General features: G+C 34.4%; 10 protein-coding genes. 8 read left to right on the plus strand and 2 right to left on the minus strand.

Annotation, left to right across the window (positions count from 1 at the left end; all coding sequences use genetic code 11):
• The first annotated feature begins 166 nt into the window (after nt 1-166).
• The 7 genes from JFU18_RS24220 (at nt 167) to mutL (ending at nt 10,651) form a co-directional block, all read left to right on the plus strand.
• Nucleotides 167-1,924, plus strand: a complete 1,758-nt coding sequence (locus JFU18_RS24220) for a 2-oxoacid:acceptor oxidoreductase subunit alpha (protein WP_016092174.1) — start codon at nt 167-169, stop codon at nt 1,922-1,924.
• Entirely contained in the window at nt 1,911-2,777 is an 867-nt protein-coding gene (locus JFU18_RS24225) for a 2-oxoacid:ferredoxin oxidoreductase subunit beta (RefSeq protein ID WP_002088040.1), read from the plus strand. The genes JFU18_RS24220 and JFU18_RS24225 overlap by 14 nt, the downstream gene beginning before the upstream one ends.
• Before the next feature lie 433 nt (nt 2,778-3,210).
• Nucleotides 3,211-4,740: a tRNA (N6-isopentenyl adenosine(37)-C2)-methylthiotransferase MiaB gene (miaB, locus tag JFU18_RS24230; RefSeq protein ID WP_033731185.1), complete on the plus strand. Its 1,530-nt coding sequence runs from the start codon at nt 3,211-3,213 to the stop codon at nt 4,738-4,740.
• Between the two features lie 3 nt (nt 4,741-4,743).
• Complete coding sequence (locus JFU18_RS24235) at nt 4,744-5,175, plus strand: YlbF/YmcA family competence regulator (protein WP_002033698.1); 432 nt, start codon at nt 4,744-4,746, stop codon at nt 5,173-5,175.
• A gap of 128 nt (nt 5,176-5,303) precedes the next feature.
• On the plus strand, nt 5,304-5,846 hold the full coding sequence (gene cotE, locus JFU18_RS24240) for an outer spore coat protein CotE (RefSeq protein ID WP_002014610.1): 543 nt from the start codon (nt 5,304-5,306) through the stop codon (nt 5,844-5,846).
• Between the two features lie 180 nt (nt 5,847-6,026).
• Complete coding sequence (gene mutS, locus JFU18_RS24245) at nt 6,027-8,699, plus strand: DNA mismatch repair protein MutS (protein ID WP_201034248.1); 2,673 nt, start codon at nt 6,027-6,029, stop codon at nt 8,697-8,699.
• An 8-nt stretch (nt 8,700-8,707) separates the two neighbouring features.
• Nucleotides 8,708-10,651, plus strand: a complete 1,944-nt coding sequence (gene mutL / locus JFU18_RS24250; protein ID WP_201034247.1) for a DNA mismatch repair endonuclease MutL — start codon at nt 8,708-8,710, stop codon at nt 10,649-10,651.
• A gap of 322 nt (nt 10,652-10,973) precedes the next feature.
• Here mutL and JFU18_RS24255 read toward each other — a convergent pair whose 3' ends face one another.
• On the minus strand, nt 10,974-11,162 hold the full coding sequence (locus JFU18_RS24255; protein WP_085312208.1) for a hypothetical protein: 189 nt from the start codon (nt 11,160-11,162) through the stop codon (nt 10,974-10,976).
• Nucleotides 11,163-11,724: 562 nt separating this feature from the next.
• Between JFU18_RS24255 and JFU18_RS24260 the strand changes: the two genes are divergently transcribed.
• Complete coding sequence (locus JFU18_RS24260) at nt 11,725-14,508, plus strand: dynamin family protein (RefSeq protein ID WP_201034246.1); 2,784 nt, start codon at nt 11,725-11,727, stop codon at nt 14,506-14,508.
• A 98-nt stretch (nt 14,509-14,606) separates the two neighbouring features.
• Here the strand turns inward: JFU18_RS24260 and JFU18_RS24265 are convergent, their stop codons facing one another.
• Entirely contained in the window at nt 14,607-16,526 is a 1,920-nt protein-coding gene (locus JFU18_RS24265; RefSeq protein ID WP_201034245.1) for an LTA synthase family protein, read from the minus strand.
• Nucleotides 16,527-16,828: the final 302 nt, after the last annotated feature.

Raw genomic sequence — 16,828 nt, forward strand, 5'->3', positions numbered from 1 at the left:
TAAGACCTAATACTAGAATGGTAAACGAAATAGCATTATACTAAAGATTAAGGGAAATCAGAAGAGGCATAATTTGCGTCCATTGTAGTTTATTTGCATAAAAAATGCTAAACTATTACTGTAAAAAAATACACTACAATGAATGCAGCCAAAAGGGGTGTAGGAGATGATTAGTCAACTTTCATGGAAAGTTGGAGGCCAACAAGGTGAAGGAATTGAAAGTACAGGAGAAATCTTCTGTATTGCATTAAACCGATTAGGATATTACCTATACGGTTACCGCCACTTCTCATCACGTATTAAAGGCGGCCATACAAATAATAAAATTCGCGTAAGTACAACAGAAGTACGTGCGATCTCAGATGATTTAGATATTTTAATTGCTTTTGATCAAGAAACAATTGATTTTAACTTCCACGAACTACGTCCGGGCGGAATTGTAGTTGCAGATGCGAAATTTAATCCGACAATACCTGATAATACAGATGTAAATCTATATGTGATACCGTTTACGGATATCGCTTCAGAATTAGGCACATCTTTAATGAAAAACATGGTTGCTGTTGGGGCATCTAGTGCGGTATTAGGATTAGACGAAACAGCTTATTTAGAGGTTGTTGAAGAAATCTTTGGTCGTAAAGGAGAGCAAGTCGTTCAAAAGAATATGGAAGCAATTAAACGTGGCTCTCAATACATGAAAGAATTGCTTGGTGAGAAAGTAAACATGATGCAGCTTGAAAAAGCTGACGGTCAGAAACGCATGTTTATGATTGGAAACGACGCAATCGCATTTGGTGCGGTAGCTGGTGGCGCTCGCTTTATGTCTGCATATCCAATCACACCTGCATCTGAAATTATGGAATATTTAATTAAAAAGTTACCAAAAGTCGGCGGAACAGTAATCCAAACTGAGGATGAAATCGCAGCTTGTACAATGGCGATCGGTGCAAACTACGCTGGTGTTCGTACATTAACAGCATCTGCTGGTCCTGGTCTTTCTTTAATGATGGAAGCAATTGGTTTAGCAGGTATTACTGAAACACCGCTAGTTATCATTGATACACAACGCGGTGGCCCAAGTACGGGCTTACCAACAAAACAAGAGCAGTCTGACTTAATGGCTATGATTTACGGAACGCATGGTGAAATTCCAAAAATCGTAATGGCGCCAAGTACAGTTGAAGAAGCTTTCTATGATATTGTAGAAGCGTTTAACTTAGCAGAAGAATATCAAGTGCCTGTTATTTTCTTAACAGATTTACAGCTTTCTTTAGGAAAGCAAACAGTAGAACCACTTAAGTTAGATAAAGTGGAAATTCGTCGTGGTAAGCTTGATTTAGAAGTAGAATTACCAGAACGTGAAAATAAAGCATACTTCAAGCGTTATGAAGTAACAGAAGATGGGATTTCACCACGTGTTTTACCTGGTATGAAAAATGGTATTCACCATGTTACAGGTGTAGAACATGATGAAACGGGTAAACCATCTGAATCAGCGTTAAATCGTAAAGATCAAATGGACAAACGTTTCCGTAAAATGGCGAATTTACAGTTTAATACCCCTATTTACAAAAATGCTAAGCATGATGACGCAGACGTATTGTTAGTAGGCTTTAACTCAACTCGTGGTGCGATCGAAGAGGCAATGCAGCGTTTAGAACAAGAAGGAATGAAAGTAAACCATGCCCATGTACGTTTAATTCATCCGTTCCCAACAGCTGAAATCGATCCACTTGTGAAAAAAGCGAAGCGTGTTGTAGTAGTAGAAAACAATGCAACTGGTCAGCTTGCTAACATTATGAAAATGAATCTTGGCAATGGCGAGAAAATTTCTAGTCTTTTAAAATACGATGGAAATCCATTCTTGCCGAAAGAGATTTACAACGAATGTAAAAAAGGGGTTGTATTAAATGGCAACATTTAAGGACTTTCGTAACAGTGTAAAACCAAACTGGTGCCCAGGTTGCGGAGACTTCTCGGTGCAGGCTGCGATTCAGCGTGCGGCAGCTAACGTTGGTTTAAATCCAGATGAGCTAGCTGTTATTTCTGGTATCGGCTGTTCCGGTCGTATTTCAGGGTATATTAATTCATATGGTTTGCATAGTATTCACGGACGTGCTCTTCCGATTGCACAAGGTGTGAAAATGGCAAATCGTGATTTAACAGTTATTGCATCCGGTGGTGACGGTGATGGTTTTGCGATTGGTATGGGACATACAATCCATTCTATTCGTCGTAACATTGATATTACGTACATCGTAATGGATAACCAAATTTACGGATTAACAAAAGGTCAAACTTCACCACGTAGTGAAGCTGGATTTAAAACGAAAAGTACACCACAAGGTTCAATTGAACCATCACTAAATGTTATGGAAATGGCTTTAACAGCTGGTGCGACATTTGTGGCGCAAAGCTTTTCAAGTGATTTAAAAGAATTAACGCAAATTATTGAAGCTGGTATTAACCATAAAGGCTTTTCATTAATTAATGTATTTAGTCCATGTGTTACTTATAATAAAGTAAATACTTATGATTGGTTTAAAGAGAATTTAACGAAACTAAGTACAGTAGAAGGATATGATCCATCTAACCGCATGATGGCTATGCAAACATTAATGGAAAAGAACGGGTTAGTAACAGGTTTAATTTATCAAAACACAAAGCAGCCTTCTTACCAAGAGCTTGTAAAAGACTATAGTGAAAAACCTTTAGTGCAAGCTGATTTGAATATGGATCAGAAAATGTTTGATGAGCTTGTTGCTGAATTTATGTAATAATCGGAGAGAAGGTTGCCGCTTGGTAACCTTCTTTTTGAGTGAATAAAAATAATTAATAGATTTGTTTACTTAGAAAATTCAGAATGATAAAATAATATATAAATCGTTGTATAAAAATAGCATGTTCAATAACTGTGAAATGAAATATAGGATAAGAAGCCTTCTTCGTTAAAGTTGGCTAAAGGCCCTATACTATGATAATGTGTATAGGGATAAAGCAATATACTTTTGGGTAGGACAAGATGAAATAAAAAAAAGGGAATGTCTATTTGTGTGGGGAAGACTTCATTCTTACGGATGATTAGATCGATTACTCAAGTTTCAAAGGGCAAGTTATCTCTCATGCTATCTAACATCATTGAGATGGGTCTAAGCGCATTAAAATGGACTACAGAGTGTGTGTATAGTTAAGGGTGAAAGGAGATTACCGATGAACGAGCAACAACGATTAGCAAGTCGACAAGCAAATTCCTCTACGAAAAAAGAAGAGAAAGATTATAGTAAATACTTTGAAAGTGTATACCAACCACCTTCCTTGAAATTGGCGAAAAAGCGTGGGAAAGAAGAAGTTAAAATTGAAAGAGATTTTGGCCTACCTAAAGAGTTTCGCGATTTTGGCGCAGGAAGAAAGTTTTACATTCGTACATATGGCTGTCAAATGAATGAGCATGATACAGAAGTAATGGCTGGGATTTTTACAACACTTGGATATGAGCCAACCTTTTCAACTGAAGAGGCAGATGTGATTTTATTAAATACTTGTGCAATTCGTGAAAATGCTGAAAATAAAGTGTTCGGTGAACTTGGTCATTTAAAATCATTAAAGCGAAGAAATCCGGATCTTATAATTGGTGTATGTGGTTGTATGTCTCAAGAGGAATCTGTTGTAAATAAAATTATGCAAAAAAATCAGCATGTAGATATGGTGTTTGGTACACACAATATTCATAGATTACCGTATATTCTAAAGGACGCAATGTTCTCAAAAGAGACGGTAGTTGAAGTTTGGTCAAAAGAAGGGGATGTAATTGAAAACCTTCCGAAAGTACGTCGTGGTGATATTAAAGCTTGGGTAAATATTATGTATGGCTGTGATAAGTTTTGTACATATTGTATTGTACCGTATACACGCGGAAAAGAGCGCAGCAGACGTCCAGAAGATATTATTAAAGAAATTCGCCATTTAGCTGCGAACGGTTATAAAGAAATTACGTTACTTGGACAAAACGTAAACGCATACGGTAAAGACTTTGAAGATATACAATATGGTCTTGGCGATTTAATGGATGAACTTCGTAAAATCGATATAGCGCGTATTCGTTTTACAACAAGCCATCCACGTGATTTTGACAATCATTTAATTGATGTTCTTGGAAAAGGTGGTAACCTAGTAGAACATATCCACTTACCGGTTCAATCTGGTAGTACAGATATGCTTAAAATTATGGCGCGTAAATATTCGCGAGAACACTATTTAGAGCTTGTACGAAAAATTAAAGAAACAATTCCGAATGCAGTGCTAACGACTGATATTATCGTTGGTTTCCCTAATGAAACGGATGAGCAGTTTGAAGAGACGATGTCGTTATATCGTGAAGTAGGATTTGATACGGCATTTACATTTATTTATTCTCCGCGTGAAGGTACACCAGCTGCAAAAATGCAGGATAATGTTCCGATGGAAGTGAAGAAAGAGCGATTACAACGCTTAAATACACTAGTGAATGAATATGCAGTTAATAAGAATAAGCGTTATATAGGTCAAATTGTAGAAGTATTAGTTGAGGGAGAAAGTAAGAATAATCCTGAAGTACTTGCGGGATATACACGTACGAATAAACTTGTAAACTTTGTTGCTTCAAAATCTTTAATTGGTCAGCTTGTGAAAGTAAAAATAACGGAAGCAAAAACTTGGTCTCTTAACGGGGAATTGGTTAAGGAGCCGATTGAGGTGAAATAATAGATGAAAGTATATACGAAAGATGAAATTGTTGAGCAAGCGAAAGAATTAGCGAAAATGATCTCTGAAACAGAAGAAGTCGATTTCTTTAAGCGAGCAGAAGCACAAATTCATAAAAATGAAAATGTAAAGCGAGCAATTGATGAAATAAAAGCTTTGCAAAAACAAGCAGTAAACTTGCAACATTATGGGAAATGGGAAGCTTTGAAAAAAGTAGAAGCTGAAATTGATGCACTTCAAGATAAGTTAGATAATATCCCAGTTGTACAGGAGTTTAAATCTTCACAAACGTATGTAAATGACTTACTACAGCTAGTTGCTAGTACCATTTCTAACAATGTAACAGATGAAATATTAGTTTCAACTGGCGGCGATGTGTTGAAGGGTGAAACTGGTGCAGCAGTAGAAAGTAAAAAAGGAAATTGTGGTTGTTAAAGAGATGTCTTATTGACATCTCTTTTTTTTAGTGGGTTATATCGGAAATTCTTCTCAAAAAAAAGAATGACACATTCCGCTATTGTCACGCATATGATTAAGTGAATAGTGATTGAGGAGGGTTACGAATGTCCGAATTTAGAGAGATTATTACAAAAGCAGTGGTTGGAAAAGGACGTAAGTATACAAAGTCAACGCATACATGTGAATCGAATAATGAGCCAACAAGTATTTTAGGGTGCTGGGTAATTAACCATTCGTACGAAGCGAGAAAGAATGGAAAACATGTGGAAATTGAAGGTTTCTATGATGTAAACACTTGGTATTCATTTGATGGAAACACAAAGACTGAAGTTGTAACAGAACGTGTTAACTACAATGATGAAGTAAGTATTGGGTATCGTGATAAAAACTTCTCTGGTGACGATTTAGAAATTATCGCTCGTGTAATTCAGCCGCCAAATTGTTTAGAAGCTCTTGTATCGCCAAATGGTAATAAAATTGTTGTGACGGTAGAACGTGAATTTGTAACAGAAGTAGTTGGGGAAACGAAAATTTGTGTAAGTGTAAATCCTGAAGGTTGCGTAGAATCAGACGAGGATTTCCAAGTCGATGATGATGAGTTTGAAGAATTAGATCCGAACTTTATCGTCGATGCAGAAGAAGAGTAAGAGAAAGCTAGGGAGAAGTTCTTCCTAGCTTTTTACAGTACATAAGTGGTTCTGCATCAACATGATTCCTTATGAAATGTGCTATAATGAGGAAAGACTCCTGGAATAGGAGATATGGATGTCCGTGAAGTGTGACATATATGAATATAGATTATTATGTAAGAATTATGGAGGAAAGACATGACGCAATATACGCCTATGATACAGCAATACTTAAAGGTTAAGGCAGACTATCAAGATGCCTTTTTATTTTTCCGATTAGGTGATTTTTATGAAATGTTCTTTGAAGATGCGGTTAAAGCAGCTCATGAACTTGAAATTACATTAACGAGCCGAGATGGTGGTAGTAGTGAACGTATACCGATGTGTGGTGTACCGCATCATGCAGCTAAAAATTATATTGAACAACTTGTTGAAAAAGGATATAAAGTAGCTGTTTGTGAGCAAGTGGAAGACCCAAAAACAGCTAAAGGTGTAGTACGTCGTGAAGTAGTACAACTAATTACGCCAGGAACGATGATGGAAGGGCGTACAATAGACGAGAAGGAGAATAACTTCTTAGCAGCATTAACACATTTCGAAGATGGATCTTATGCGCTAGCTTGTAATGACTTAACGACTGGACAAAATACAGTGACGTTATTAACTGGTTCAGTAGAAGATATTTTATTAGAAGTGTATGCGACTGGTTCAAAAGAAATTGTTGTAGATTCTACATTTTCAAAAGATGAATTAAATAAGTTAACTGAAACATTAAAAATGACGATTTCGTATGAAGATACAACAACTATTCCAGAAGGATTAGAACATCTTGTGAAAAGTGTTTCCCAAGCAAAATTAATTAAGGCAATTGGACGCTTATTTAACTATGTGATAAGAACACAAAAACGTTCGTTAGATCACTTGCAACCAGTAGAAATTTATTACACGAATCAATTTATGAAAATTGATGTGCATTCAAAACGCAATTTAGAGTTAACAGAGACTCTTCGCACGAAGGAAAAGACAGGCTCATTATTATGGCTATTAGACAAAACAAAAACGGCTATGGGTGGGCGTATGTTAAAACAGTGGATGGAACGTCCACTTATCCAGAAAGAAAAAGTTGAAGAGCGTTTAGAAATGGTTGAAACGTTTGTAAATGATTACTTCTTACGTGAAGATTTAAAAGAAAAGTTAAAAGAAGTATATGATTTAGAGCGTTTAGCAGGGAAAGTTGCATTTGGTAATGTAAATGCACGGGACTTATTACAATTAAGACGTTCTTTACTGCAAGTACCAGCTATTTTAGAAGCGATTAGTCTGTTAGATAATGCTTATGCAGCAAGGTTAATTCAAGGTGCAGATCCATGTGAGAGCTTAACTGAATTACTAGGAAGAAGTATTCAAGAAAACCCACCGCTTTCTATTAAAGATGGAGATATTATTAAAGATGGCTATAATGATAAGCTTGATCAATATCGTTACGTTAGTAAAAACGGAAAAACGTGGATTGCTGAGCTTGAAAAACGAGAGCGTGATATTACAGGGGTTAAATCATTAAAAATTGGGTACAACCGTATTTTCGGCTACTATATTGAAGTGACGAAGGCTAATCTTGCAGCACTTCCAGAAGGGCGCTATGAGCGTAAACAAACACTTGCAAATGCAGAGCGTTTCATAACAGATGAGCTAAAAGAAAAAGAAACATTAATCTTAGAAGCAGAAGAGAAAATTGTACAATTAGAATACGATTTATTTACAGCACTTCGCGAAGAAGTAAAAGTATTCATTCCGAAATTACAGCATTTAGCGAAAGTAATTAGTGAACTAGACGTACTGCAAAGCTTTGCCACAGTTAGTGAAGAAGAGCAGTTTGTAAAACCTGTTTTAACAAATAAGCGCGAAATCTTTATTAAAGATGGTCGTCATCCTGTCGTTGAAAAAGTATTGAACGGGAAATTGTATGTACCGAATGATTGTATTATGCCGGAGAAGATGGATGTCTTTTTAATTACAGGACCGAACATGTCTGGTAAAAGTACGTATATGAGACAATTAGCACTTGTTACTGTTATGTCACAAATTGGTTGTTTTGTACCAGCGACAGAAGCAGTATTACCTGTCTTCGATCAAATCTTTACGAGAATTGGTGCAGCGGATGATTTAATCTCAGGTCAAAGTACATTTATGGTTGAAATGTTAGAAGCGAAAAATGCAATTGCAAATGCATCAGAGAGAAGTTTAATTTTATTCGATGAAATTGGACGCGGTACATCTACGTATGATGGTATGGCACTTGCGCAAGCAATCATTGAACATATTCATGACCAAATTGGTGCGAAAACATTATTCTCTACACATTATCATGAATTAACAGTGTTAGAAGAAAGTTTAGACCAACTAAAGAATGTACATGTTTCAGCAATTGAAGAGAATGGAAAAGTAGTTTTCCTTCATAAAATTCAAGATGGAGCGGCTGATAAAAGTTACGGAATTCACGTTGCTCAACTTGCCGAGCTTCCAGAGAGCTTAATCGCTCGCGCGAAAGAAGTGTTAGCACAACTAGAAGGACAGGAAGAAATTGTTATTCCGAAACGAGTAGAAGTGAAAGTACCAGAAGTCGCTCCAAAACCAGTTGTTGTAAAAGAAGAACCGGCAGAAATACAAGAAAAGAAAGAAGAGACTGAAGAAGATTCACAACTATCTTTCTTTGGAGGAGAACAGTCTTCGAAAAATCAAGACAAGCCTGTGCTAAATCCAAAAGAAACGGCAGTACTTGCACAAATTAAAAAGATTGATTTACTCGATATGACGCCTTTAGAAGCGATGAATGAGCTGTATCGTTTACAGAAAAAGTTAAAGAAAGGATGAGTAAGTAGATGGGGAAAATTCGCAAACTCGATGATCAACTCTCTAACTTAATTGCGGCAGGGGAAGTAGTAGAGCGCCCTGCCTCAGTTGTAAAAGAACTCGTGGAAAATTCCATCGATGCGAATAGTACATCTATTGAAATCCACTTAGAAGAAGCTGGATTATCGAAGATTCGCATCATCGATAATGGAGATGGTATTGCTGAAGAAGATTGTATCGTTGCATTTGAACGACACGCAACGAGTAAAATTAAAGATGAAAATGATTTATTTCGTATAAGAACGCTCGGTTTCCGCGGAGAGGCCCTGCCGAGTATTGCCTCAGTGAGTGAATTAGAATTAATTACGAGCACAGGTGATGCGCCTGGTACACACCTTAGTATTAAAGGTGGAGACATTATAAAACAAGAGAAAACGGCAAGCCGAAAAGGAACAGATATTACAGTACAAAACTTATTCTTTAATACACCAGCGCGTCTTAAATATATGAAAACTATTCATACAGAGCTTGGGAACATTACAGATATCGTGTATCGTATTGCAATGTCTCATCCAGAAGTATCGTTAAAACTGTTTCATAATGAAAAGAAATTGCTTCATACATCAGGAAACGGTGATGTAAGACAAGTACTTGCATCGATTTACAGCATTCAAGTTGCGAAGAAGCTTATTCCGATTGAAGCTGAATCTCTAGACTTTACAATTAAAGGATATGTAACATTACCAGAAGTAACGAGAGCGTCGCGTAACTATATGTCAACGATTGTAAATGGCCGTTACGTTCGAAATTTCGTATTAATGAAAGCCATTCAGCAAGGATATCATACGTTATTGCCAATCGGACGATACCCAATCGGCTTCTTATCAATTGAAATGGATCCAATGCTTGTTGATGTCAACGTACATCCAGCAAAATTAGAAGTACGTTTTAGTAAAGAACAAGAATTGCTAAAGCTTATCGAAGAAACATTGCAAGCTGCATTCAAAAAAATACAACTCATTCCAGATGCTGGTGTAACAACGAAGAAAAAAGAAAAAGATGAAAGTGTGCAAGAACAGTTCAAGTTTGAGCATACAAAACCGAGAGAATCATCTATGCCTAACATCGTTTTACCAACAGGAATGGATGAGAAACAAGAAGAAACAACGACTGTAAAACAACCAGCACAACTGTGGCAACCGCCGAAGCAAGAATGGCAACCACCACAGTCACTAGTAAGAGAAGAGCAAAGCTGGCAGCCACCCTCTAAACCGATAATCGAAGAACCGATCCGAGAAGAGAAATCGTGGAACAGTAACGATGACGACTTTGAATTAGAGGAATTGGAAGAAGAAGTCGGAGAAATAAAAGAGATTGAAATGAACGGTAATGACTTACCACCGCTTTATCCAATTGGACAAATGCATGGAACATATATTTTCGCTCAAAATGATAATGGATTATATATGATTGATCAGCATGCAGCGCAGGAACGTATCAACTATGAATATTTCCGTGATAAAGTAGGAAGAGTAACGCAAGAAGTACAAGAACTACTTGTACCGTACCGTATTGATTTATCTCTTACTGAATTTTTACGTGTTGAAGAGCAGCTAGAAGAACTGAAAAAAGTTGGTCTATTTTTAGAGCAATTCGGCCATCAATCCTTTATCGTCCGCTCGCATCCAACGTGGTTCCCGAAAGGACAGGAAACAGAAATTATCGACGAAATGATGGAGCAAGTTGTTAAACTAAAAAAAGTTGATATTAAAAAACTACGAGAAGAAGCTGCCATCATGATGAGCTGTAAAGCGTCGATTAAAGCAAATCAGTATTTAACGAACGATCAAATATTTGCTTTACTCGAAGAGCTGCGTACAACAACAAATCCATATACATGCCCGCACGGAAGACCGATTCTTGTGCATCATTCTACGTATGAGTTGGAGAAGATGTTTAAGAGGGTTATGTAGGGATAATAAAATTAGATGTAAGAGGGGAGCAACATATTAATGTTGCTCCCTTTTAATATGTAAAATTAATTGTTAAACGAGAATAGGGTGGAGTGATTTTACAGTTTATTCAAATTTGAGCAATCATACTTAAGGTTGTAAGGTAGTTTATTTCTAGGATAAGACAGCTTTAATTTATCTATGTATAAAAAAGCGCTGTATATCAGCACTTTTTAAAAGGTGCGTGAATTGTATAATGAAGATTTACACATTGTTAAAAACGTAACTATGCATGGCCAAATATTGATTTTTATTTGGTTAATTGTTATAAGGATCTATACAATTATTTATTTTTATTTTTATTATTAATTTTTTCAGTATATAGCACCTGTTCTTTGTAGTGTTTCTTAATTGGGAAATTATGTGTATCTGTGCCGTTCTTGAATTTTTTATCAATGGGGTTCTCTAGAGGAACTGTTGTAGTTTCTGTAAATTCATATGGGTAATTTATTTTAGATTTATCTTCAAACATGAAAATGCCTCCTTTTTAGGATTTCCTAAATTCTTTACTATAACATGATATGCATATATATTTTTTTGGACTAGTTATTTATATAGGTTAATGGAATTTAATTACATAAATACTGAAATATTTTAAAGAAAAACAATTTGAGAAAGATATTGTATTGATAGCTGCTAACTAATAGTACTGTTTTTAAGTTATTGTGATGTAGTATCTTGGTTCATCTAACAACCATTATTTGGTGGGTTATTTTATTTATCAGCGAAGTAAACTATGGATATATATTCAGTATAGATTGTTTTTATAATGTACTTTATATTCGGTGTTCCTAATAATTTGATGTAGGGTATTATAGTCGTATTAAGCTATTAGGAACATTTAATGTTGTTTCACAACTGAAAGGGAATTGCAAAAAAACTGAAACTTTTCTCATAAAAATTCAATCTTACTTGAAAAATGAAAGGAAAATGAAATTTTTCAAAAGGAATTCTTTGTTAAGATAAAAAGCATACATACAAAAAAGTATTGACATATCTCAAAAAATGTATTTTGAGATATAGTGGGGGAAAAGATGAGATTAGAAAAACAATTAATAAAAAAGATGTATTATGAAACATTCCTAATGGAGAATGAAACACATCCACCTCTTCAAGTACTTGGAGAAGCTTATGTAAACGAAGAAAAAAATGAGATTTCTGATGGATCTTATATTCGTTTTGCACAAGGTGAATTTTATTATCACCATCAAGATTTTGAAGCAGCTATTTTTAAATGGGAGAAAGTTAGTAATGAATTAGCGCCATGGGCACAAAAAAATATTGCGGATGCTTACTTCGAACTTAACCAATTATCAGTTGCTGAAAACGTGTATACTTCCATTACTACTGATAATAAAATACTTATGACTGAAATTGTACTGCAATTACTGTCTCTTTACATCGAGCAAAATAATTTTGATTCAGCTTTCGCTGTTATAAAAGAAGCGGTTTCTTTAAATCCCGATTATCCAAACGTCACAACAATTGCCCGTTCCTTTTATGAAGAACAGCAAGATTTTGATAGTGCAGTAGAGCTTGCTGTGAACGAGTTAATTCGAACAGAATCTTATCCGTGGTTTGAGGTTCTAAAAGAATATATCGATAAAGGATTTACTAAAAATATTTCACCAGACTATTTTTATAAAGTATTAGTTACATTAAATAATGTAGATCAAGTACAATTTACGCAAATTGTTTCATCACTTTGGCACAGCTATAAAGATGAACAAAATTACTTATTATGGCTCAACACAATAAATGAATTTTTCATACATATCGAAATACATTCGTCCGATATATGGGACGAAATTTCTTCTCTTTACGAAGAAACATACTTTGAATTAATTCAAGGTCAATATATGCTTAGACAATTACACGATATCATTCCAAACCTGTTAACAAATTGGTTAAAGGTAGTTAATCCCTCTCATGCTGTATTTCCATCTGCAGCAGTATTGGCATGGGATGAGATTTTTCCTTCTAAAATAGATTCAGCGGATATAAAAGATGCAGAAGACCTACTGTCATATTCTATTAATCATGTGAATGGCTTAGAGTATAGTTTACATCTTTTTGAATCTATTACACACTGGGCACAAGAACATGATTTAGAAATGGGTAACCGATTTAGCTGGTTAGTTGGTGAGCTTGCAGATTTAAGAACAAATCGCCTATTAGTAACTGGAACTTCAGGGAACGGAAAAGCTTCATTTATTAACTCTATTTTAGGAGAAAATATATTAGAAAACTCAATCTCAAATGTAGTTGTTTTTAAAAATGACGCTTATACAGAAATTAACGCTATAACAGATTCGGAAATTACAACAACTGAGAATTTCTCTGATTTCCATAACATGATGGCAGTGCATCGTCAAACATATAGAGATAGAGCGTGTGTTGAATTTAAATTACCATGCAGGTTTTTAAGTAAAAATAAACTTACATTCGTTGTTACACCTAGCTTTAATAGGAACAATGACGCGAGAGATGAGGTATTTGAATATTTAAACTCTGTAGATGAATTATTATTCGTATTGAATACGGATTCACCTTTTACTGACAAAGAACGTGACATTCTATTAAGTATCCAAGAACATACACCAAATCTACAAGTTCATTTCTTATTAAATAAAATCGATAACATTTACAATGAAGCAGAAGCAAAAAGAGTTATACAAGATACGCAAGTGAGAATAAATACATATTTCCCTAATGCAAGAGTTTTCCCTTATTCTTCGTTATATACAAATAGTAAACAACTAAACGATTTAACTGAGTTTATTCATTTTAACTTTAACCATAAAAATATCGATGTAGAACGTACTGAAAAGCTATTGTTTTTCATTCGAAAAACAATTACATATCTTTTGGATAAACGTGTCGAGAGGGAAAATAATCTAGTGGATTCTATTAATTGGAATGAAGATATGTTAGTTAAACTAAATGCTTGTATTAATAACCTTACTGCTTTTGAGAAGGAAAAAATTCATTTAATTACAGAAGCATATCGTACAATGAAAAACGAAATTACTAATGATCTTACAGAACATATTCCGAAACTATTGCAGAGTTGTTCCGATTTAATTAGTGAAGAAAGTGATTTTGGGCACATTGATATTGAACTAAATACAGCGATGAATGAAAGGGTGCAACAATATCTAGAACAAACTGTATTACCTAATCTTGCTCGCTCTATGCAAAATTGGATTGCGACTTCTAATAACGAGCTCCTTCAAAGTCAATTGTACTTAGCAGAAACCAGTGAAGGACTTAATTCTTTATTTGGAGAAAACCGAATACAGTTAGAATGTGACTTTAAAGTAATTGATGACTGGCGCAGAGATACTGATAGAATGACAACTAGAATACAAATGGAAGAAGTAAATATTTTACGCCGATTTACGCCAGCACAATTTTTACTGAAAAGTGCCGGTAAATTATTTGGAGTTCTTCCTAAAAATAAAGCTATGCTATATAACAAATACAAACAGTATTTAGAAAATGAAGATTATACCGATGTAACGGCTTCTATTATGAAGAAATTTTTCTTGCAGTTTGAGCTATTTGAAAACACACAAGAGCGGGATATTAATATGTTCTTTAGAAATCCATTTGGCTCGTTGGAACAAGCTGTAAAAAACACTCATTTAGAAATAAAAGAAAAACAAGATAAACTGCATAAAATGAAATCAAACCCTGAAGTTTATCATGATCCTATAACGCTCTTTGAATTGAGATTACGTCAATGTGAAGTAATCTTGAATATAGGTGAGGATAATTCCTATACAGATTTACCTTTAGAAACAAGCGTAGAATAAAAGTAAAATATATCAGGTTTTTTATATAAAATTGCATCATGTGTTATAAGAGGGAAAAGGGAGCAACCGTAATGAGTTGCTCCCTTTCTTTATATAGATTACTTTTCAGTTTCTTTAATTTTAGTTTTTACTTCTCCAGTTTTAATTTTATTACTTTCTGAGAAACGTAATAAATCGCCTTCAATAATTTTGTCAGACATTCGTAATTCATTTTGTGCACGGTTAATCATTTCTTGAGCTTCTTTTTTTGGTAAATCTACAACCTCACCTGTTTCTCGATTATAAAAAGTATGATTTGTATATGCATACATGTCTGTAATAAAGCTACCATCACGTAAAACAACAAAACCGGTATATTCATCTGAAAACATATCATGGCCAAAACGGATATCGTTAGTAGTATCAATCCCTAATAAATTTAGAATAGTAGGTTTCATATCGATTTGTCCCGTAGGCTTTGAGATAGTTTGACCTTCTGTTTGGCCAGGGATATGAATATATATAGGTGTGCGTTGTAAATTTAAAGTATCAAATTCTGTTATTTGATCTTTTTCTAAAAACTGTGCCATTGCGCGATTATGTTTTTCAGAAATGCCGTAATGATCACCGTATAACACAATAATAGAATCATCATACATTCCCTCGGCTTTTAAACGCTCAATAAATTTTTTAATTGATTCGTCTAAGTAACGTGCTGTTACGATGTAACGATCAAATACGCCATTACCAGAGTTGTATGGTTCAATGAATTTTGTATCTTCATCATACGTAAATGGATAATGGTTTGTTAAAGTAAGGAAACGAGCGTAAAATGGTTGATCAACAGTTTTTAATATATCTACTGATTGATCAAAGTATTCGATATCTTTTAATCCCCAATTTAAATTTGTTTCTGGCGTGATTTTGTAATCAAGTTCATTATAGTAACGATCATAACCAAGAGCAGAGTACATAATATTACGATTCCAAAATGTTGCGTTATTCGCATGGAATACAGAAGTGAAATAGCCTTGCTGACGTAAAATTTCTGGAGTCGCAGTATAATCGTTGTTACCGTGCGTGAAAAATACAGCTCCTCGATTTAATGGATACAACGATGTATCTATTAGAAATTCAGAATCTGATGTTTTTCCTTGACCAGTTTGGTGGAAAAAGTTATCAAAGTAATAGCTTTCATTTATGAATTCATTCAAGAACGGTGTAACTTCTTGACCATTGACGGATGCACCTATTAAAAAGGTTTGCAAGGATTCAAGAGTAACGACAATTACGTTTTTTCCTTTCGCTGCACCAAACATATTAGGATTTGGTTCACTTTGGTTTGATTTTACGTAGTTTTCAGTTTCTTGTAATTTACTACTATCTGCAAGTGCCTTTTGGGATCCAGCTTTTACTTGTAGTGTTAAATCATATACTTGATGAGTGTATAGTCCTAAATTTTTCACAAGCATTACGCGGTCGAAGGATCTCGTTAATAATTCAGGTCGTTCTTTTTCTGCAAGCTGTAGATTTGCAAAAAATACACCAATTGTTAAAAGAAAATATAATAAGCGTGCAGAATGAGTTACACGTTCTGTTTTAAAGACTATTGCTTTCTTTTTTAATAAAATAAAGAAGAAAATAATGTCTACGAATGCGAGTATAATTTTGTAGTTCAATATTTCTATAATACTGCCGCCTAATTGGCCGAAGTTTGATGTTTGTCCAAGTACTGGTAACGTAACGAAATCATTATAAAAATCATAGAACATTACATTCCCAACAAGTACGATTGTTAATAAGAGATTAATACATAGCGCTATATAATTTCTCTTTTCACCGGTTGCAAATAATGCTAATCCAACAAATGCTAACGATGCAGCGAGAGGGCTAATAAACAAAATAAGTTCTTGTGTAGAAGACTCAATTTTTAAATCAAAACTGAATCGCGTAATAAGATATGTTTTTAACCATACTGCTAAAGCAATTATTATAATAAAGCTTATATTTTGCAGTTGTAAATTTATATTATTCTTCATTTTTACACCTTCTTTATAGAATTTATTTAACTAATGTTATATATTATATTTTTATAACTATCAGAGTGTGGTGAACTATTTAGATTATCTTTTTCTAAAGGTAATAATTTGAAGTATTCATATACATATAATGGAGAATTTTAAAGCGAAGTAACATAAATCTAATTTTTTTAGAAACGGAGCAGAAAAAGTCATAGTTGTAGTAAAAAATACTTATAGACATCCTAACATATTAAACACTACGGCGATGTTACAAAATATCAAACAAATAAAAGTGAAAATGAATAGAGACTTGTAAAACT

The organism is Bacillus sp. TH22, assembly GCF_016651015.1.
Classification (GTDB): Bacteria; Bacillota; Bacilli; order Bacillales; family Bacillaceae_G; genus Bacillus_A; species Bacillus_A mycoides.

Bases quoted from the DNA above. Each gene is read 5' to 3' on its own strand.
- JFU18_RS24260 (WP_201034246.1), top strand. From the start codon at position 11,725: ATGAGATTAGAAAAACAATTAATAAAAAAGATGTATTATGAAACATTC.
- miaB (WP_033731185.1), top strand. From the start codon at position 3,211: ATGAACGAGCAACAACGATTAGCAAGTCGACAAGCAAATTCCTCTACG.
- JFU18_RS24265 (WP_201034245.1), bottom strand. From the start codon at position 16,526: ATGAAGAATAATATAAATTTACAACTGCAAAATATAAGCTTTATTATA.
- cotE (WP_002014610.1), top strand. From the start codon at position 5,304: ATGTCCGAATTTAGAGAGATTATTACAAAAGCAGTGGTTGGAAAAGGA.
- mutL (WP_201034247.1), top strand. From the start codon at position 8,708: ATGGGGAAAATTCGCAAACTCGATGATCAACTCTCTAACTTAATTGCG.
- JFU18_RS24235 (WP_002033698.1), top strand. From the start codon at position 4,744: ATGAAAGTATATACGAAAGATGAAATTGTTGAGCAAGCGAAAGAATTA.
- JFU18_RS24225 (WP_002088040.1), top strand. From the start codon at position 1,911: ATGGCAACATTTAAGGACTTTCGTAACAGTGTAAAACCAAACTGGTGC.
- mutS (WP_201034248.1), top strand. From the start codon at position 6,027: ATGACGCAATATACGCCTATGATACAGCAATACTTAAAGGTTAAGGCA.
- JFU18_RS24220 (WP_016092174.1), top strand. From the start codon at position 167: ATGATTAGTCAACTTTCATGGAAAGTTGGAGGCCAACAAGGTGAAGGA.
- JFU18_RS24255 (WP_085312208.1), bottom strand. From the start codon at position 11,162: ATGTTTGAAGATAAATCTAAAATAAATTACCCATATGAATTTACAGAA.